General features: G+C 57.7%; 24 protein-coding genes and 1 tRNA gene. 4 read left to right on the top strand and 21 right to left on the bottom strand.

Features of this window, described 5'->3' with window-relative positions; genetic code table 11:
• The first annotated feature begins 37 nt into the window (after positions 1-37).
• From gcvT to ACA072_RS22365, 3 genes are all read left to right on the top strand, one after another.
• The gene (gcvT, locus tag ACA072_RS22355) at positions 38-1162 is read left to right on the top strand and encodes a glycine cleavage system aminomethyltransferase GcvT (RefSeq protein WP_497620643.1); all 1125 of its coding nucleotides are present in this window, start codon (positions 38-40) and stop codon (positions 1160-1162) included.
• Between the two features lie 403 nt (positions 1163-1565).
• On the top strand, positions 1566-1778 hold the full coding sequence (locus tag ACA072_RS22360) for a cold-shock protein (protein ID WP_003227496.1): 213 nt from the start codon (positions 1566-1568) through the stop codon (positions 1776-1778).
• A 96-nt stretch (positions 1779-1874) separates the two neighbouring features.
• Positions 1875-2363 carry an RDD family protein gene (locus ACA072_RS22365; RefSeq protein WP_497620644.1) on the top strand — a complete coding sequence of 163 codons (489 nt, stop codon included), beginning with the start codon at positions 1875-1877 and terminating at the stop codon, positions 2361-2363.
• A gap of 126 nt (positions 2364-2489) precedes the next feature.
• Here ACA072_RS22365 and nadA read toward each other — a convergent pair whose 3' ends face one another.
• From nadA to ACA072_RS22460, 19 genes are all read right to left on the bottom strand, one after another.
• A complete protein-coding gene (gene nadA, locus ACA072_RS22370) occupies positions 2490-3548 on the bottom strand; it encodes a quinolinate synthase NadA (RefSeq protein WP_077748706.1) in 1059 nt (352 codons plus the stop codon).
• Between the two features lie 272 nt (positions 3549-3820).
• A tRNA-Lys gene (locus ACA072_RS22375) sits at positions 3821-3896 on the bottom strand.
• 63 nt (positions 3897-3959) lie between these two features.
• A complete protein-coding gene (gene queC / locus ACA072_RS22380) occupies positions 3960-4652 on the bottom strand; it encodes a 7-cyano-7-deazaguanine synthase QueC (RefSeq protein WP_497620645.1) in 693 nt (230 codons plus the stop codon).
• Position 4653: 1 nt separating this feature from the next.
• Complete coding sequence (gene queE / locus ACA072_RS22385) at positions 4654-5301, bottom strand: 7-carboxy-7-deazaguanine synthase QueE (RefSeq protein WP_497620646.1); 648 nt, start codon at positions 5299-5301, stop codon at positions 4654-4656.
• Between the two features lie 166 nt (positions 5302-5467).
• Positions 5468-6301, bottom strand: coding sequence for a tol-pal system protein YbgF (gene ybgF, locus ACA072_RS22390; protein WP_497620647.1), 834 nt, complete (start codon positions 6299-6301; stop codon positions 5468-5470).
• 6 nt (positions 6302-6307) lie between these two features.
• Positions 6308-6805, bottom strand: coding sequence for a peptidoglycan-associated lipoprotein Pal (gene pal / locus ACA072_RS22395; protein WP_003178634.1), 498 nt, complete (start codon positions 6803-6805; stop codon positions 6308-6310).
• A 52-nt stretch (positions 6806-6857) separates the two neighbouring features.
• Positions 6858-8126, bottom strand: coding sequence for a Tol-Pal system beta propeller repeat protein TolB (tolB, locus tag ACA072_RS22400; RefSeq protein ID WP_497620649.1), 1269 nt, complete (start codon positions 8124-8126; stop codon positions 6858-6860).
• A gap of 29 nt (positions 8127-8155) precedes the next feature.
• Positions 8156-9235 carry a cell envelope integrity protein TolA gene (tolA, locus tag ACA072_RS22405; RefSeq protein ID WP_497620651.1) on the bottom strand — a complete coding sequence of 360 codons (1080 nt, stop codon included), beginning with the start codon at positions 9233-9235 and terminating at the stop codon, positions 8156-8158.
• Entirely contained in the window at positions 9235-9687 is a 453-nt protein-coding gene (tolR, locus tag ACA072_RS22410) for a protein TolR (protein ID WP_162556275.1), read from the bottom strand. Before tolR ends, tolA begins: the two co-directional genes overlap by 1 nt.
• A gap of 23 nt (positions 9688-9710) precedes the next feature.
• Positions 9711-10406, bottom strand: coding sequence for a protein TolQ (tolQ, locus tag ACA072_RS22415; RefSeq protein WP_008147369.1), 696 nt, complete (start codon positions 10404-10406; stop codon positions 9711-9713).
• Positions 10396-10863, bottom strand: coding sequence for a tol-pal system-associated acyl-CoA thioesterase (ybgC, locus tag ACA072_RS22420; RefSeq protein ID WP_497620653.1), 468 nt, complete (start codon positions 10861-10863; stop codon positions 10396-10398). Before ybgC ends, tolQ begins: the two co-directional genes overlap by 11 nt.
• A gap of 127 nt (positions 10864-10990) precedes the next feature.
• Positions 10991-12052, bottom strand: coding sequence for a Holliday junction branch migration DNA helicase RuvB (gene ruvB, locus ACA072_RS22425; RefSeq protein WP_008147374.1), 1062 nt, complete (start codon positions 12050-12052; stop codon positions 10991-10993).
• Positions 12053-12667, bottom strand: coding sequence for a Holliday junction branch migration protein RuvA (ruvA, locus tag ACA072_RS22430; protein WP_064679388.1), 615 nt, complete (start codon positions 12665-12667; stop codon positions 12053-12055).
• Between the two features lie 115 nt (positions 12668-12782).
• The gene (gene ruvC, locus ACA072_RS22435; RefSeq protein WP_008147379.1) at positions 12783-13307 is read right to left on the bottom strand and encodes a crossover junction endodeoxyribonuclease RuvC; all 525 of its coding nucleotides are present in this window, start codon (positions 13305-13307) and stop codon (positions 12783-12785) included.
• Positions 13308-13467: 160 nt separating this feature from the next.
• Positions 13468-14214, bottom strand: coding sequence for a YebC/PmpR family DNA-binding transcriptional regulator (locus ACA072_RS22440; RefSeq protein ID WP_497620656.1), 747 nt, complete (start codon positions 14212-14214; stop codon positions 13468-13470).
• A 122-nt stretch (positions 14215-14336) separates the two neighbouring features.
• Positions 14337-16112 (bottom strand): aspartate--tRNA ligase, encoded by a 1776-nt coding sequence (gene aspS / locus ACA072_RS22445; RefSeq protein WP_461955388.1) that lies wholly within the window; start codon positions 16110-16112, stop codon positions 14337-14339.
• Positions 16113-16206: 94 nt separating this feature from the next.
• Positions 16207-16428, bottom strand: a complete 222-nt coding sequence (locus ACA072_RS22450; protein WP_010457489.1) for an FmdB family zinc ribbon protein — start codon at positions 16426-16428, stop codon at positions 16207-16209.
• Positions 16429-16564: 136 nt separating this feature from the next.
• Positions 16565-16903 (bottom strand): ribbon-helix-helix domain-containing protein, encoded by a 339-nt coding sequence (locus ACA072_RS22455; RefSeq protein ID WP_497620658.1) that lies wholly within the window; start codon positions 16901-16903, stop codon positions 16565-16567.
• A gap of 263 nt (positions 16904-17166) precedes the next feature.
• The gene (locus ACA072_RS22460) at positions 17167-17637 is read right to left on the bottom strand and encodes a Dps family protein (RefSeq protein WP_497620660.1); all 471 of its coding nucleotides are present in this window, start codon (positions 17635-17637) and stop codon (positions 17167-17169) included.
• A 307-nt stretch (positions 17638-17944) separates the two neighbouring features.
• On the opposite strand from ACA072_RS22460, the gene ACA072_RS22465 reads away from it, so the two are divergent.
• Entirely contained in the window at positions 17945-18547 is a 603-nt protein-coding gene (locus tag ACA072_RS22465; protein ID WP_497313241.1) for a cold-shock protein, read from the top strand.
• Between the two features lie 61 nt (positions 18548-18608).
• On the opposite strand, the gene ACA072_RS22470 is transcribed toward ACA072_RS22465, so the two are convergent.
• Both ACA072_RS22470 and ACA072_RS22475 read right to left on the bottom strand, forming a co-directional pair.
• Positions 18609-18815, bottom strand: coding sequence for a SlyX family protein (locus ACA072_RS22470; RefSeq protein ID WP_010457497.1), 207 nt, complete (start codon positions 18813-18815; stop codon positions 18609-18611).
• A gap of 3 nt (positions 18816-18818) precedes the next feature.
• Positions 18819-19244, bottom strand: coding sequence for an HIT domain-containing protein (locus ACA072_RS22475; protein ID WP_497625031.1), 426 nt, complete (start codon positions 19242-19244; stop codon positions 18819-18821).
• Positions 19245-19319 lie beyond the last annotated feature (75 nt).

Here is a 19319-nt window from a genome sequence, read left to right on the forward strand (position 1 = left end):
GCTTACGCGCATCCGCACACTTTTTCAGGAGCTGAATATGTCCACCGAACAATTGCTGAAAACCCCGCTGCACGCACTGCACATCGAACTCGGCGCCCGCATGGTGCCGTTCGCCGGCTACGACATGCCGGTGCAATACCCGCTGGGCGTGATGAAGGAACACCAGCACACCCGTGATCAGGCCGGGCTGTTCGATGTCTCGCACATGGGCCAGATCCGCCTGACCGGCGCCAATGCCGCCAAGGCCCTGGAAACACTGGTGCCGGTAGACATCATCGACCTGCCGGTGGGCATGCAGCGCTACGCGATGTTCACCAACGAAACCGGTGGCATCCTCGACGACCTGATGGTCGCCAACCTGGGTAACGACGAACTGTTCCTGGTGGTTAACGCCGCCTGCAAGGATCAAGACCTCGCGCATCTGCAAAAGCACATCGGCGATCAGTGCACCATCGAGCCGTTGTTCGAAGAACGCGCGCTACTGGCCCTGCAAGGTCCGGCCGCGGTCACCGTACTTGCGCGCCTGGCACCTGAAGTGGCGAAGATGACCTTCATGCAGTTCACCCGCGTGAAACTGCTGGGTGTCGAGTGCTTTGTCAGCCGTTCGGGCTACACCGGTGAAGACGGTTTCGAAATCTCCGTACCGGCTGCCAACGCCGAAGCCCTGGCGCGCGCCCTGCTCGCAGAACCTGAAGTGGCGGCCATCGGCCTGGGTGCTCGCGACTCCCTGCGCCTGGAAGCCGGCCTGTGCCTCTACGGCCACGACATGAACACCGAGACCACCCCGATCGAAGCCAGCCTGCTGTGGGCCATCTCCAAGCCACGTCGCGCCGATGGCGCACGGGCCGGCGGCTTCCCTGGCGCAGAAACCGTGTTCGGCCAGCAACAAGCCGGTGTCAGCCGCAAGCGTGTTGGCCTGCTGCCTCAGGAACGCACACCGGTGCGTGAAGGCGCGGAAATCGTCAACGAAGCGGGCGATATCATTGGCGCTGTTTGCAGCGGCGGCTTTGGTCCGACCCTGGGCGCTCCATTGGCCATGGGTTACCTCGACAGTGCTTATATCGCTATCGAGACACCCGTCTGGGCGATTGTTCGTGGGAAAAAGGTGCCTCTGCTTGTAAGCAAAATGCCATTTGTTCCACAACGCTACTATCGCGGTTGATTGACTGTTTCTATAAGTAACGCGGTGGCGTTAACAGTGCACTAATGTGTAACGCAACCGCCATAAAACAGTGCATGCCTTATCGGCAAGCTTCGATTATGAACGTTGCTTATAACGTTCGAAAACAATTGAACAACCCTATCGAATAAGCCCGCACTAGTGGACACGCTACTGCCATCAACCTGAGCAAAACCGGGCCTCTCACAGGGCTTGTTTTTTCTCACGTAGTTGGCGTAGAGTTTGTTCACTGTGTTTGCATGGGTCGCTTGGAATCGTGACCTGGGCAGTAGCCTACAAGTTAGCTACATCCCGTTCGACGTCTTCTTACTCTCCTGCAACCAGCCCCAGTACTCTTTCATGAGAAGGAGACTGTCATTAATTTTTTGCGTCAAAGGAATAAGAAATGTCCACACGTCAGAGCGGTACCGTCAAGTGGTTTAACGACGAGAAAGGTTTTGGTTTTATCACTCCAGAAAGCGGTCCGGATCTGTTCGTGCATTTCCGCGCCATTCAGGGCAACGGCTTCAAGAGCCTGAAAGAAGGCCAGAAAGTGACTTTCGTCGCTGTGCAAGGCCAGAAAGGCATGCAGGCTGACGAAGTACAAGCAGAAGCCTAATCTTCTGTAACGAAAAAGCCCCTGATGCTGACATCAGGGGCTTTTTTGTGCGCGTAAATCCGTAAAATGGCTTCTTTTTTCCGTCCAGAGGCTGCCATGTCGAAACACCTGCTCAAACCCCAGGGCGACTTCCCCGCCGCCACCCTGGGTCGTCGTCTGGCAGCGATGTTCTATGACTTCCTGTTGTGTACCGCCCTGCTGATCGTCACCAGCGGCGTTTACAAGATGATCCAGATGACGATCATCGGCGAAGACAAAATGCGCACCCTGACCGAAGCCGGTGCGCTGGATGGTGATCCTCTGCTGTCGACGGTGCTGTTGTTTGTGCTGTTTGGTTTCTTCGCCAAGTTCTGGACCTGGTCCGGTCAGACCCTGGGCATGCAGGTGTGGGGTATCCGCGTGCAGAATGCCGATGGGTCGTCCATCAGCCTGTGGCAGGCGTTGTTGCGCTTTGTGGTGTCGATCGGGTCGTGGTTGTGCGTGGGACTGGGGTTTCTCTGGCCGCTGTTCGATAAGCAGAAGCGCAGCTGGCATGACATGTATTCCAACACCCAGCTGGTGCGGATCCCGAAGAAAACCAAATAATTTTCGGCAAACAAAAATCACTGTGGGAGCGGGCTTGCTCGCGAAAGCGGTGTGTCAGACGACATAAACGTTGTCTGACACACCGCTTTCGCGAGCAAGCCCGCTCCCACAGTTTTTTGCGAGTTCTTAAGCGTTGCCAGCCAGTTTCATCCGCGCAGCCTGGGTGAAATCGAGCATGCGCTTCAACGGCCGAATCGCTTGCGGAATCAACGCCGGATCCACAAAGATCTCGTTCGTCCCTTCCTTCAAGCACTTCAGCGTGCGCTCAAGGGTGTTCATGGCCATCCAAGGGCAATGTGCGCAGCTGCGGCAGGCTGCGCCGTTACCGGCCGTTGGGGCTTCGATGAAGACCTTGTCCGGGCACAACTGCTGCATCTTGTAGAAGATGCCGCGATCGGTGGCGACGATCAGGGTCTTGTTCGGCAGGCTCTGTGCCGCCGCAATTAACTGACTGGTGGAACCGACGGCATCCGCCAGCTCGATCACCGAGGTCGGCGACTCCGGGTGCACCAGAATCGCGGCGTCCGGGTACAGCGCCTTCATGTCTTCGAGCTGCTTGGACTTGAACTCCTCGTGAACGATGCAGGCACCGTCCCACAGCAGCATGTCCGCGCCGGTCTGGCGCTGGATGTAGGTGCCCAGGTGTTTGTCCGGGCCCCAGATGATGGTCTCGCCGTTATCCATCAGGCTTTCGACGATTTCCAGCGCGCAGCTGGACGTCACCACCCAATCCGCACGGGCTTTGACCGCCGCCGAGGTGTTGGCATACACCACCACCGTACGCTCCGGATGCTGATCGCAGAACGCCGAGAACTCATCCACCGGGCAACCCAGGTCCAGCGAACAGGTCGCTTCCAGGGTCGGCATCAGAATGCGTTTTTCAGGATTGAGGATTTTGGCGGTTTCGCCCATGAATTTCACACCGGCGACCAGCACGGTCTTGGCCGGGTGAGCACTGCCGAAGCGGGCCATCTCCAGCGAGTCGGAGACGCAACCACCGGTTTCTTCGGCCAGGGCCTGAATGACCGGATCGCAATAGAAGTGAGCAACCAGCACCGCGTCCTGAGCCTTGAGCTCGGCAGCGATGGCGGCACGGTAAAAAGCTTCCTCCTCGACGGTGAGCGGCTTGGGCTGCTTGGCATCGAGGTGGGCTTGAACCAGAAGGCGTTCGGAAATCTGCGTCATGTTCGCAAGACCTGCAGGCGCTTTCGCGCGAAAGTCGAGTATACACCCGGCTCCGGACCCTTCAGGGTACCGCCGGGAGAGTGAGTATCATCAGGCACGGACAGCGGTGAAGATGCGCAAGGCTACAGAATATCCGAGGGATGCAAAAGATGATTCTGACCTGCGTCACGTGGTGCAGCCTCGCGTTGAGCCGAACTCAAATCGCGGGCAAAAAAAAATCCGGAAATCCTCACTTGCGTGGGCCTTCCAGACTTTTAAAACTGCTACAAAAATGGTGGGTCGTGTGGGATTCGAACCTACGACCAATTGGTTAAAAGCCAACTGCTCTACCAACTGAGCTAACGACCCGCTGTGTGGTGGCGCGTATAATACTGATTTTTAAGGACTATTCAACACCTAATTTGAAATAAATCAAAAATAAGGTGTTGGGTCGCTCACTCCGGCCGCGGCAAAGCCTTCTGCACGCAGTCGGCAACTGTCGCATTTGCCGCACGCACGGCCCTGATCGTCAGCCTGATAGCAGGAAACGGTCAGTCCATAATCGACCCCAAGCTTCACGCCGGCCTGGACGATCTGCGCCTTGCTCAGGTTCTGCAGTGGCGCCTGAATACGGAAGCCATTGCCCTCTACACCGGCCTTCGTCGCCAGATTCGCCGTGCGCTCGAAGGACTCGATGAACTCGGGACGGCAGTCCGGGTAACCGGAATAATCCACCGCATTCACCCCGATAAAGATGTCACGCGCGCCGAGTACTTCAGCCCAACCCAGCGCCAGGGACAGAAACACCGTGTTGCGCGCCGGCACGTAAGTCACCGGAATACCTTCACCCGCTTCTTCCGGAACGTCGATGCTGCTGTCGGTCAGTGCAGAACCGCCGATACCGTTCAGATTCAGGCCAATCACCTTGTGTTCCACCACACCCAGGTCACGGGCGACACGTTCGGCGGCATGCAACTCGGCGTGAGAGCGCTGGCCGTAATCGAAGCTCATGGTGTAGCAGCTGTAGCCTTCAGCGCGGGCCATGGCCACGACCGTCGCGGAATCGAGGCCGCCGGACAGCAGGATGACCGCACGTTTTTCAGCAGTGTTCAGTTGTTCAGTCATCTCAGCGCCCCGGCTCGTCATTCCAAAGATATTTATGCAGCTGCAATTGCAGGCGCACTGGCAGGTTGTCCGCCACCACCCAGTCAGCCAGGTCCCGCGCATTCAGGTCATGGTGGCTTGGCGAGAACAGCACTTCGCCGGCACGTTGGTCGAGGCCGTACTGAATCAGCTTGGACACGGCCCAGTCGTAGTCTTCCCGCGAGCAGATGACAAACTTCACCTGATCGTTCGGCGTGAGCAGTTCAATGTTCTCGTAGCGGTTGCGATGGGCTTCTTTCGAACCCGGGGTTTTCAGGTCGACGACGCGACTGACCCGCGGATCGACCGCCGAGATGTCGAGCGCGCCGCTGGTTTCCAGCGACACTTCGTAACCGGCGTCACACAACTGCTTGAGCAATGGGATGGCGTTGGGTTGCGCCAGCGGCTCGCCACCGGTGACACACACGTAACGCGGACGGAAACCGGCCACTTGCTCGAGGATATCGTCGAGCGGGCGAACGGTGCCGCCGGTGAATGCGTAGGCGCTGTCGCAGTATTGGCAACGCAATGGGCAACCGGTCAGGCGCACAAAAACAGTGGGCAGCCCGGCAGTCCGCGTTTCACCCTGCAACGAGTAGAAAACTTCGGTGATTCTCAATGTGTCTTGCATAGTCGCCACGGGCATAACAGCTAAACAGGCTGTCCGCCTCCGTCAGGCACTTCAAGGAACCCCGCCAACGCGCAGATCCCAAAAAGCGTGTTTCATAAAAAGGGCGTGAATTCTAACGAAAAAACCCGCGACAGGCGCGGGTTTCTTCGAAACAGGTCAAGCAACCTTACATTTTCTGCAGATCACGCTGAGCCAGCTGAGCAGCGGAGGTACCCGGGTATTGGGACACGACCTGCTGCAGAATGCCTTTGACCTTGTCGGGGTGACCGAGGCGGCGTTCTACATCAGCCAGCTTGTACAGCGAATCAGGCACTTTAGGGTGCTTGGGGTACAGCTGCGAAACCTTGGCAAACGCCTGACCTGCACCTTGCAGATCGCCTTTGGCCAGATTCACTTCGCCCAACCAGTACTGGGCATTGCCCGCGTACTGGCTGTTCGGGTACTTGCGCAGGAAAGCGGCAAAAGCCCGGCTGGCCTTGTCGAAATCCTTGGCTTTGATCAAGTCGAAGGCTGCATCGTAATACAGTTTTTCCTTCGCCGGATCAGCTGGTTCGCTACCTGCGGCAGGTGCTTGAACGGCTGCCGCTCCTGCGCCTGCTGCTGCACCGGGGGCATTCAAACTGCCACCGGTGGAAGAATTATCAGGAGTCGCGGCTGGTGCAACGCCGGTTCCTATGCGCCGATCAAGATCCTGATATCGCTCCAGGCTCTCTTGCTTCATGCGCGCTACATCATTTTGCAGAACTTCAATCACACCCTGTTGGCGTGAGATCTGCTCCTGCATGGATTGCAATTGGTTGAACAGCTCGCCCTGTGCCGAGACAGGGGCCGAAACCCCTCCCCCGGCATAGGCGCCGTTCGTACCGTAACCCGCAGGCGGATTACTACTCCCGCTATTGTTATAGCCGGAATCGTTATCGACCACAGGAACCGCAGCCCACACCGCAAGCGGTGCGAGGCTGAGAGCCAAAACAGTTACAGCACGACGGCACGTTCGCATGACGAATTACTTACGCAGTTCGACGCGACGGTTTTGAGCCCAGGACTGCTCGTCGTTGCCGGTAGCAACTGGACGCTCTTCGCCGTAGGAAACCAGTTCCAGCTGAGCTGGGGAAACACCTTGCAGTACCAGGTAGCGCTGAACGGCTTTCGCACGACGCTCGCCCAGTGCCATGTTGTACTCACGAGTACCACGTTCGTCGGTGTTGCCTTCCAGAACAACGCGAGCGCCGTTTGCTTTCAGGTCTTTGGCGTGAACGTCCAGAGCGCGCATGGCTTCTGGCTTCAGGTCCGAGCTGTCGTATTCGAAGTAGAAGGTGGTGATTGCGCGCAGAGCAGCTTCTTCGCTCAGGGAGCCATCAACGGCACCAGTGTTAGCGCCGTAACCAGCGTTTGGATCAACAGCGCCTTCACCGGCGTTGTCGCCGCCTTTGGACGAGCAACCTACAGCTACAGCCATGGCCAGAGCCAGCGCAGCAAATTTACCAAACTTCAGCATTTCCATCGTGAAACTCCTAATGAACCCCAGTGTGTTAAGTAAAACGTGTAGCGCCGCGTCAGTTCAGGTAAGGGGACCAGGAAGGTTCTCTGACTTCGCCTTGTGCGGTAGGAAGCGGGAGCCTTACGCGTCCATTAATGGACACGAGCATCAAGACTCCCCGGCCCTGCTGGCGGGTGGCGTAGATTACCATGGTGCCGTTGGGCGCAACAGTAGGCGACTCGTCCAGAGTGCTATCAGTGAGGATCTTTACACTACCGCGCTGCAAATCCTGGGCCGCCACCTTGAAATTAGTGAAGCCATCCTGGCGGTGAATCATCACCAGGGTCTTTTCATCAGCCGAAAGTTTAGGGTTGGCGTTGTAGTTACCAATAAAGGTCACACGTTCCGCACCGCCGCCACCGACGCTGGTTTTGTAGATCTGTGGCTTGCCGCCACGGTCGGAGGTGAAGTAGATGGTCGAACCATCCTTACCCCAGAACGGTTCGGTGTTGATGCCGGGACCGTTGGTGACGCGCGTGATCTGACGCGAACCCAGGTTCATCACGTAGATGTCCGGGTTGCCATCTTTCGACAACACGAACGCCAGACGCTGACCATCCGGTGACCAGGCTGGCGCGCCATTCAGGCCTTCGAAGTTGGTGATCTGCTCACGGCGACCGGTGTCGATGTTCTGCATGAAAATACGCGGACGCTTCTGCTCGAACGAGACGTAAGCGATGCGCTTGCCATCCGGTGCGAAACGCGGCGACAGGATCGGCTCGCGCGATTGCAGCAGGGTCACGGCGCGGGCACCGTCATAGTCCGAACGTTGCAGCGTGTAGCGCGTGTTCTTCTCGGAGAAGCGTTCGGCCGTCACGTACAGCAGACGTGTCGAGAACGCACCTTTGATACCAGTGAGTTTTTCGAACGACTGGTCGGCGATGTAGTGCGACATGTCGCGCAGTTGATCGACGCTGCCCGACACGCTGCCGGTCAGCACTTGCTGCTCGGTAGCGACGTTGAACAAAGCATATTGAACCTGCAGGCGACCGCCCGATGGCACGATGCTGCCGACCATAATGTACTGAGCGTTGATCGCCTTCCAGTCACGGAAAATGATTTCGCTGGCCTGGCTCGGCTGGCTGATCATGTTCTGCTTTGGAATCGGCGCGTAGTAACCCGAGTTGCGCAGGTCGTTGCCGATGATCTCGGCCATGTCATCCGGCAGCACGGTGCCGCCCTGGAAACCGAATGGCACTACGGCAATTGGAGTTGCCTGGGAGCTACCACTGCTGACCAGGATATTTTTTTCATCTGCGGTGGCCAGTCCTGCAAAGCAGAACATGACTACAAGCAGTCCTCGAAGAAGGTTTCTCACAAGGCTAGATCCTCAGGTGTGAATGTCATCTTGAATGAACGATAGGGTGCGAAATCAGCTGGCTTCAGACCCTGCATTTCGGTCAATCGACCAATATTTTTTACCGCCGCTACCGCTGAACTGTCGAACGGTACATCACCGCTGGACTTGGCAACCGATACGCCGGAGATGGTTCCATCAGGCAGCATGTTGATTTGCAGGATCACCTTCATACCCTTTCGGGCCGACGGTGGCTGCGCCCAACCTTCAGAAGCACGCGAGCGAATCAGATCGTCGAAGTTACCCGCGACTTCATCACCCTGTTCATCCGCCAAGGCCTGCTGACGCTCTGTCGTGTCGGAAAGCAAATCTGCCAGGGCCTGAGCCTTTTTCTCATCGACCGATTTACGCGCCGCTTCCTGCGATTTCTTCTTCGCAGCATCGGCAGCAGCTTTCTTCTTCGCGTCTTCGGCGACTTTCTTCTTCGCCTCTTCAGCTTCGGATTTCTTCTTGGCGTCTTCCGCGGCTTTCTTCTTCGCGTCTTCGACAATCTTTTTCCTGGCTTCTTCAGCAGCCGCTTTCTTGGCCTCTTCTTCAGCCGCTTTCTTGGCTTCTTCTTCAGATTTCTTCTTGGCTATATCAGCCAATTGTTTCTCTTCGACCTTTTTGGCTTCGGCGGTCTTCTTCGCTTCATCGGCTTTCTTGGCTTCATCAGCCTTTTTTGCCTCATCCGCTTTTTTAGTCTCGTCGGCCTTCTTGGATTCTTCGGCTTTTTGAGCCGCATCTTCCTTCTTTTGTTCCGCGGCCTTGATCGCTTCCTGTTCGATCTTTTTCTGTTCCATCTGTTCGACTTCGGTCTGACGTGCGGCAGATTTCTTCGCCTCACCCGCAATCTTCTGATTGGTCTGGGTGGTCGCCTGACTTTTCGATTTCAGCTGGTACAAGGTCGCCTGGACAATCGGCTTGGCTGGCGGCAGCTCCGGTGTGAAGGCGAAACTGACGAACAGCATGCCGAACACCAGCACGTGCAAGACAATCGCCAGGACACTAGGCCAGAAGTAGCTTTCCGAGGCGGACGGCTCTCGCATTTGCTGCATCAGGGTGCCTCGGTAATCAAGCCAACATTACCGACCCCGGCTTTCTGCAACCCGCCCATGGCGCCCATCACGGAACCGTAATCGACGGTCTTGTCGCCGCGAATGAACACCTGGGTACGCTTGCCGCCTTCAGTCCCGGCGCGGATGATCTTGGTCACCGCGTCAGTCATCTGCGGCAAGGTCATGGCCTTGTCCTGTTGCTTTTCAGTGTCGACTTCGCTGCCAAGGTTCCAGTAGTAGGTCTTGTCAGACTTGATCGAAATGGTCAGGACCTGGGTGTTGTTGTCCTGCGGCAAGGCTTCACTGGAAACCTTGGGCAGATCAACTTTCACGCCCTGATTGAGCATCGGAGCGGTCACCATGAAGATGACCAGCAGCACCAGCATCACGTCGATGTAAGGCACCACGTTCATCTCGGCAACCGGCTTGCGCTTTTTGCGAGCTCGAGCGATTAAAGCCATTGGAAATTACCTGCTTATTCTTCGCTGGTGTGCACTTTGCGGTGCAGGATCGCCTGGAATTCATCGGCGAAGGTGTAGTAACGGCCCAGCAGGGTTTCACTGCGAGCAGCAAAACGGTTGTAAGCGATAACGGCCGGGATGGCCGCGAACAGGCCGATCGCGGTGGCGATCAGTGCCTCGGCGATACCCGGAGCCACAGTGGCCAGGGTCGCTTGCTGGGCAGTGGCCAGGCCACGGAAGGAGTTCATGATCCCCCAGACGGTACCGAACAGACCGATGTACGGGCTGACGGAACCGACGGTGGCGAGGAACGGCAGGCTCTGTTCGAGCTTTTCTTCTTCGCGGGAAATCGCGACGCGCATGGCACGGGCCACGCCTTCCATCACGGCTTCCGGGTCAACACCTGGCTGCTGACGCAGACGGGAGAATTCCTTGAAACCGGCACGGAAGATCTGCTCGACGCCCGAATCCGGATCAGGATTGCTGCCGGCCTGACGGTAGAGTTTGGACAGGTCGATGCCGGACCAGAAGCGCTCTTCAAAGCTCTCCAGGGCACGTCGACCGGCACGCAGCAGGTTGCTGCGCTGAAAGATCATGATCCATGAGGTCACCGATGCGGCTACCAGGATCAGCATTACCAGTTGCACCACGATACTGGCATTGCTGACCAGGCTCCACATGGAGGAATGGTCGACGACGTTAGCTTCCACGCTTTATCTCCTGCTTTGAGTGTGTACCCGCGCCGCTCACGTCGGCGAAGGCCGCTCGTAGAGCTTCGGGAATGGCCCGGGGTTTTAAACTTTCAGTGCGCACACAGGCCACCAGAAACTGCCCTTCGCAGAGCAGCACATTATCCGTGGCTCGCCTGACCTGCTGTTTAAAGCGCAGGCTGACACGGTTCAATTCGATTACTTCAGCACTTACCAGAAGCTCGTCGTCCAGTCGCGCCGGCGCGTGATAACGCGCTTCGCTGGAATGCACGACAAACAACAGGTCCTCTCCTGCCAGCGCCGACTGGGCAAAACCCAGATTCCGGAGCCGCTCGGTTCGAGCCCGTTCCATAAACTTGAGGTAATTGACGTAATACACGATGCCGCCCGCATCGGTGTCCTCGTAATAAACGCGACAACGAAGTGCGAAAGGCTCAAGCCCGTTTTGCGCGCGCATACTCTAGTGCTTACTCCTCAGGTTGCCAATCCGGACAGGCAACTGTTTTTCATTGATTCGCGGCTTTCTGGTGAAAGTACGGTCCTCAGACCGCACAAACTCCGAATAAATCAGCCCGCAAAGGTGATTAATCGTCTACGGCATCAAGGAACTCGTCTACCACGGGCATCTCGCCCAATCGTGACGGAATGTTTAAACCAAAGTGCAGATACGCATGCCGAGTGACCACCCGCCCCCGCGGCGTGCGCATGATGTAGCCCTGCTGGATCAGGTACGGCTCCAGCACGTCTTCAATAGTGTGACGTTCTTCGCTGATCGCCGCCGCCAGACTGTCCACGCCGACCGGCCCACCGTCGAACTTCTCGATCATGGTCAACAGCAGACGCCGGTCCTGGTGATCAAAGCCACGTTCGTCGACATCCAGCAGGTTCAAGGCCAGGTCGGCGATCGGTTTGGTGATGTGGCCCTTGGCACGAACTTCGGCGAAATCCCGAACCCGGCGCAGCAAGCGATTGGCGATCCGCGGGGTGCCGCGGGCACGACGGGCAATCTCAAAGGCGCCTTCCGGATCCAGCGGCAAGCCGAGAATGTTCGCCGAACGGCTGACAATCGTTGCCAGGTCGGCGGTGTTGTAGAACTCCAGGCGCTGGACGATGCCGAACCGGTCGCGCAATGGGTTGGTCAGCATGCCGGCGCGCGTCGTTGCGCCCACCAGGGTGAACGGCGGCAGGTCCAGCTTGATCGAGCGCGCGGCCGGGCCTTCACCGATCATGATGTCGAGCTGGAAATCTTCCATGGCCGGGTACAGGACTTCTTCGACGATCGGCGACAGCCGATGGATCTCGTCGATGAACAGCACGTCATGAGGTTCAAGGTTGGTCAACAGAGCAGCCAGATCGCCCGGACGCTCAAGCACCGGGCCCGAGGTGCTTTTGATCGACACGCCCATTTCCTGGGCAATGATGTTGGCCAGGGTGGTCTTGCCCAGACCCGGCGGGCCGAAAATCAGCGTGTGGTCCAGGGACTCGTTACGCCCGCGAGCCGCCTGGATGAACAGTTCCATTTGCTCGCGAACGGTCGGCTGACCAATGTATTCGGCCAGGCTGACAGGACGAATCGCCCGGTCCTGGACTTCCTCGCGGTCGCGAGGGCCAGGCGTGGCGGCAATCAAACGATCAGCTTCAATCACTTAGATCATTCCCTTCAGGGCACGACGAATCATGTCTTCACTGCTCAAACCTTTCTCCTTGATCGCGGAAATCGCCTTGCTGGCTTCCTGCGGCTTGTAGCCCAGGGAAATCAGCGCGCTGACCGCGTCATTTTCGGCGGTGGCGACCGGCGCTGCATCCGGCCCACCCGGCTGGTTCGGCACCAGGGCGAACATCGCCGGCACGGTTTCCCACGCCTTGAAGCGGTCCTTGAGTTCCACCAGCAAACGCTCGGCCGTCTTTTTACCCACGCCCGGCACCTTGGTCAGCGCCGACGTGTCCTGGGATTGCACGCAACGTACCAGCTCATCCACTTCCAGGCTCGACATCAAGGCCAGGGCCAATTTCGGCCCTACACCATTGAGACGGATCAACTCGCGAAAAAAGTCTCGCTCACGCTTGCCGAAGAAGCCATAGAGTAACTGCGCGTCTTCGCGTACGACCAAATGGGTGTGCAAGGTCAGCGGTTCACCGACCGACGGCAAGCGATACAGCGTGGTCATGGGCACTTCCAGCTCATACCCCAGACCGTTTACATCCAGAATCAGGTGCGGCGGCTGTTTCTCAGCCAGTGTGCCGCGCAAGCGTCCAATCACGTTTCAGATCCTTGAGCGTTGGCCAGATCAACGACTGGCGACTGACAGAACAAGGGTTTTGCGCCGACAACACAGGCGCAAAACCCTTGTTCCCTAAAAATGACTGCTGATGCTATCAGAGACGCAGGCGCCCGCCACGACTGCGTGCGGTTCCCAGGCCATGGGGCAACAAGCTGGAACGGGTATGCGCGTGACAAATCGCAATGGCCAGGGCGTCTGACGCATCGATTTGCGGCTTGCTGGTCAATTTCAGCATGTGCATGACCATCATCTGCACCTGCTCTTTATTGGCGGCGCCGGTGCCGGTCACCGCTTGCTTGACCTGAGTCGCGGTGTACTCGGCGATCTCCAGGCTCTCTTCGGCACCCGCTACAATCGCAGCGCCCCGGGCCTGACCGAGCTTGAGGGCAGAGTCGGCATTGCGCGCCATGAAGACTTTTTCAATGCCCATGGTTACAGGGCCGTAGGTCTGGATGACTTCACGCACACCGCGATAGACGATTTGCAGACGCTCATGCAATTCGCCGGACCCGGTGCGAATGCAACCCGATGCCACATACACGCAGCCGCGCCCGGTATCACGTACTACGCCATATCCGGTGATTCGCGAACCGGGGTCGATACCAAGAATTAAAGTCATAACGCCTGCAGCTTAAAAGGGTGAGGCCTGCTGATGACACATTACGCGAAAGCGACCCGACCTGTAGGAGCCGGCTTGCTGGCGATGGCGGCCTTAAGGCAGCGTAAGATTTGAGGGCCTCATCGCCAGCAAGCCGGCTCCTACAGATTTTCGTGAGCCCTTAACCCAGCTGTGCGGCCACCGACTCTGGAATATCCGCATTGGAATAAACGTTCTGTACGTCATCCAGGTCCTCAAGCATGTCGATCAGCTTGAGCACCTTCTCGGCGCCTTCCAGGTCCAGTTCGGCACTGGTGGTCGGCAGCATCACGATTTCCGCATCATCGCCTTTGAAACCCGCCGCTTCCAGCGCGTTACGCACGGAGTAGAAGCCGGCGAACGAGGTGAACACGTCAATCGAGCCGTCTTCATGGGTGACCACGTCATCGGCGTCGGCTTCCATGGCCGCCTCCATCAGTGCGTCTTCATCAATGCCCGGAGCGAAGGAAATCTGCCCCTTGCGCTCGAACAGATACGCCACCGAACCGTCGGTACCGAGGTTACCGCCACACTTGCTGAACGCATGGCGAACAGCGGCTGCGGTGCGGTTACGGTTGTCGGTCATGCACTCGACCATCACGGCCACGCCACCTGGGCCGTAGCCTTCGTAAGTCAGTTCGACCATGTCATCGGTGTCGGCAGCACCAGCACCGCGGGCCACCGCGCGATCAATGATGTCGCGACTCATGTTCGCGCCAAGGGCCTTGTCCAGCGCCAGACGCAGGCGCGGGTTGGAGCCCGGATCACCGCCACCCTGACGGGCAGCAACGGTCAGCTCACGAATCCACTTGGTGAAAATCTTGCCCTTCTTGGCATCCTGACGTTCTTTGCGGTGCTTGATGTTCGCCCACTTGGAATGACCCGCCATATCTCGCTCCGAATTCTCTTTGAAACATTGCCCGCTGCGCAGATGCGCCAGCCAGCAAACAAAATCTCGACCTGTCCATATAAAGAAAAGGCGCATCCGAAGATGCGCCCTTCCGGACAGCCTTACTCAGCTTTTGGCGTTTCGCGCAGACGAATGTGCAGCTCGCGCAATGCCTTGGCATCTACCACACCCGGAGCCTGAGTCATGACGTCAGCCGCGCTCTGGGTTTTCGGGAAGGCGATCACTTCACGGATCGACTGGGCGCCGGTCATCAGCATCACCAGACGGTCCAGACCGAAGGCCAGACCACCGTGCGGCGGTGCGCCGTATTTCAGGGCGTCGAGCAGGAAGCCGAATTTCTCTTCCTGTTCTGCTTCATTGATACCCAACAGGCGGAATACGGTCTGCTGCATTTCCTTGCGGTGGATACGGATCGAACCGCCACCCAGCTCGGTGCCGTTCAGGACCATGTCGTAGGCACGGGACAAAGCGGTCGCCGGGTTGGCTTCCAGTTCTTCCGGTGTGCACTTCGGCGCGGTGAACGGGTGGTGCAAGGCGCTGAAGCTGCCGTCATCGTTCTCTTCGAACATCGGGAAGTCGACGACCCACATTGGCGCCCACTTACAGGTCAGCAGGTCCAGGTCGTTGCCGACCTTGATCCGCAATGCACCCAGCGCTTCGCTGACGATCTTGGCTTTGTCGGCACCGAAGAACACGATGTCGCCATCGACCGCGCCAACACGATCGAGGATCACGTTGAGGTTGGCTTCAGGGATGTTCTTGACGATCGGCGACTGCAGGCCTTCAACGCCTTTGGCGCGCTCGTTGACCTTGATGTACGCCAGGCCCTTGGCACCGTAGATGCCGACGAACTTGGTGTAGTCGTCGATCTGCTTGCGCGGCATGCTCGCAGCGCCTGGTACGCGCAAGGCGGCAACACGGCATTTCGGATCGTTGGCAGGGCCACTGAAAACTTTGAAGTCGACTTCTTTAAGCTGGTCGGCCACGTCCACCAGTTCCAGCGGGTTACGCAGGTCCGGCTTGTCGGAACCGTAACGACGCATGGCTTCTTCGAAGGTCATGTGCGGGAATTCGCCGAATTCCAGGTCCAGCACTTCCTTGAACAGGTTGCGGATCATGCCTTCGGTGAGGCCCATGATGTCTTTTTCATCGAGGAAGCTGGTTTCGATGTCGATCTGGGTGAATTCAGGCTGGCGGTCGGCACGCAGGTCTTCGTCGCGGAAGCACTTGGCGATCTGGTAGTAACGGTCGAAGCCGGCCACCATCAGCAATTGCTTGAACAGCTGCGGCGATTGCGGCAAGGCGAAGAACGAACCGGCGTGAGTACGGCTCGGTACCAGATAATCACGTGCGCCTTCCGGAGTAGCACGGGTCAGGATCGGCGTCTCGACGTCGAGGAAGCCATTCTCGTCCAGGTAGCGGCGGATGCTGGTGGTCATGCGCGAACGCAGACGCAGCTTCTCGGCCATTTCCGGGCGACGCAGATCAAGGAAGCGATAACGCAGGCGGGTTTCTTCGCCGACGTCGGAGTACTCGTTCAACGGGAACGGCGGGGTTTCCGACTCGTTCAGCACTTCCAGCTCGTAGCCCAGGACTTCGATCATGCCCGACGCCATGTTGGCGTTGGTGGCACCCGCCGGACGCAGGCGAACCTTGCCGGTGATCTTCACGACGTATTCGCTGCGCACGCGATCCGCGGCGGCGAAGCTCTCGGCGCGGTCCGGGTCGAACACCACCTGGGCCAGACCATCACGATCACGGATATCGAGGAAAATCACCCCACCGTGGTCACGGCGACGGTGAACCCATCCGCAAAGGGTAATTTCCTGGCCTTCCAGGGCTTCGTTCAGTTGGCCGCAATAATGGCTGCGCATCATGGTAGTGGTTTCACTTCTCGTAATCGAAATTCGTTTGGAGCCCCTGCAGAGGTTGCAAGGGCTCGCGCGTGTCGTTCAACTCAGGTTCCAGACCTTAGTCAGCTTTGTCGCCGCCGGCCAGATTCTTCTTGGAACCGGTCTTGAAATCGGTTTCGTACCAGCCGGTGCCGCTCAGGCGAAAGCCCGGCATGGACAGCATCTTCTTAAGCTCTGGCGCCTGGCAGGCAGGGCAGTCGACCAGCGGTGCTGCGCTGATCTTTTGAATGGCTTCCAACTGATGACCACAGGAAGCACATTGATAGTCGTACATCGGCATGGGGGTTGTCTCGGCGATCAGATTGCTACCGTAAACGCTGGGTTTTTCGGCAAAGAGCGGGATTATATCCATTAAATGCGGCCTGTGCAGCCGTAAGACTGCACAGGCCGACACTCTGCCCGATCCACCGCTGTGGCTAGGGCATCGCGACGCAGCCGCCTTCTTTCAGGCTGTGCACGACGCAGACAACCCGCACCAGCCCGGTAAAGTTCTTGACTCCGCCATGACGCAAGTGCACTTCGCGGTCCACATGGGACAGCAGCGCACTGACCGTACAGCAATTGACCTTGGCCATATCGCCCAGAATATCCCAGTACACCTGCTCAAGCCGCAAGCAGGTGGCGAAGCCATTCAACCGCACCGACCGGGATAGAGGCTGGGCCAGCCCCATATCAAATTCGCTGACAAAAGGATCGATCCTGATGTCCTTGACCGGACCACCCCTCCCCTCGCTCCGCCTGTCTCCATAATCCATATCGCTGACACTCCTTTGTCATCCCTGGCTTCTGTAAGAGCACTCTCCGTGGCCTTATAAAAGCGCAGGCGCAAAGGTATATCCAGATGACTTTATGACCATCGACGTAGGATAAGCCAACAACTGAATGGCGATCATGGAGACCGTCCTAGGCCGGCCATTTTCCTACGCAACCAGACGATTTTTAACGAGGGCAAAAGCGATTTGAGGAAGACAAAGACCGCGAATAACACCCGAGGGGCATTATTCGCGTACTGGCGGTATTACTGATCCAGCAGAGACCGCAGCATCCACGCGGTTTTTTCATGGACTTGCATGCGCTGGGTCAACAGGTCTGCCGTCGGCTCGTCGCTGACTTTTTCCAGCAGCGGAAAGATCCCGCGCGCCGTACGGGTGACCGCTTCCTGACCCTCGACAAGCTGTTTGATCATGTCTTCGGCGTTCGGCACGCCGGCTTCTTCCTTAATAGAGGACAGCCGCGCATAAATCGAATAGGCGCCTGGCGCAGGAAACCCGAGGGCGCGAATGCGTTCGGCAATCGAATCGACGGCCAGGGCCAACTCGTTGTATTGCTCCTCGAACATCAGGTGCAGGGTCCGAAACATGGGACCGGTGACATTCCAATGAAAGTTATGGGTTTTCAAATACAGCACATAAGTGTCCGACAGCAGACGCGAAAGCCCATCGACGATGGACTTGCGGTCCTCTTCACTGATACCGATATCGATTGCCATGTTTATCCCCTAAAGGTGATGAGTTCATCCAACAGGTGCAGGACCACTCTAGCAAGCCTGCCACCCCCTCGCAGCCCGGGATTGCACAATGACCTGCGACAAATCGCCCCGCGAAGCACCGCCGGACTGCCTGATTTGAGTAGCTGCAGGCTTTGCTGTTAAATAGACAGGGTGTCGCGACCGCCTATTTTCCGGGGGTTGCGCATAGGCTGATATCGGGTACGTGTCCAACGCCTCTTATTGTTCTGAAGCGAACCGTGCTCCATCAGCTCTTCCTTGTGATCCGTCTTAACGTGAGTTAATCAAAATGTTGAAAATCGTCCACCTGCTAATGGGCGCAGCAGCTTTGCTGTTGTCCTTCATCCCTAGCCTGCGATCCGAAGCACTACCTTACCTGCAACAACCCGACGCGCTGTACCTGGCCTTTTTCGGCCTGCTCAACCTCACCCTTGCTCCCGTTATCCCTTACTGGAACAAAGGCCCACGTCATCAACTGCAAAACCTGGTCAGCGCCCTGCTGGTCCTGGCTGTCGTCCTGCAAACCCTGACGTTGCTCGCGCCGATGCCTGTCATCGCCGGTCAACCTGCCGTCCTGTTCAGCCTGGTGGCTGCACTGATCGCCGTGCTCCTGCACCTGGCTATCAGCTTCTACAAATCTTCACCGGCCGCCGCTTCGCCAAGCTACGATATGAGCAACCGCGATACCGGCACCGTCAAGTGGTTCAACACCTCCAAAGGCTTCGGCTTTATTTCCCGTGATTCGGGCGATGATATTTTCGTGCATTTCCGGGCCATTCGTGGCGAAGGTCACCGTGTTCTGGTCGAAGGCCAGCGCGTGGAGTTCTCTGTCATGAATCGTGACAAAGGGCTGCAAGCCGAAGACGTCATCGCCGCATTGCCGCGTCGCTGATTCAAGGCTTAAAAAAACCGCGAACAGCTGAGCTGTTCGCGGTTTTTTATTGCCTGCGGTTTCAATAGTGAGGCGGTGGCGCTTCTTCTTCGAAGGTTTCGAACTGGCCGGCCATTTCTTCCTGGCGCTTGAGCAATGCGGCCATTTGCAATTGCAGGCGCTCAACAGCGCGCTGCTGCGTCGCCAGCACATCGCTCAATGACTGGATGGTGTCATCCTGAAACGCCAATTGGCTCTCCAGATCAGTGACGCGATCTTCCAGACTCATGATTCAACCCTCCAGAAACGTGAAGTCTTCGGTTAACACCAAACGCAGCCGCTCGCGAATCGATGCGATCTGCGCTGCGCTGTAAGGCACGGCAGGATGTTTGCCCCAGACCGGGGCTGGCCAGGCGGCATCCTCACGCTTGCGCACGATGACATGCATGTGCAACTGACTGACGACATTGCCCAGGGCCCCGACATTCATCTTGTCGGCACCGAACGAGTCCTTGAGCAACTGCGCCAGCGCGGTCGTTTCCTGCCACAACAACTGTTGATCTGCGACACCCAACTGAAATATCTCGCTGATATCGTCACGGCGTGGCACCAGGATGAACCAGGGGTAGTTCGAATCATTGGATAACAGCAACCGGCACAGCGGAAAATCGCCCATCGGTAGCGTGTCTTGTTGAAGTCGTGGATCTAAAGCGAACACCGCGCGCACTCCCGCATTCATCATTTTTCAGCTTAGCGCGCCTCCCTAGCGGCGGCGAACCAAGCGACAGGACGG

Source organism: Pseudomonas sp. LBUM1656, assembly GCF_059716065.1.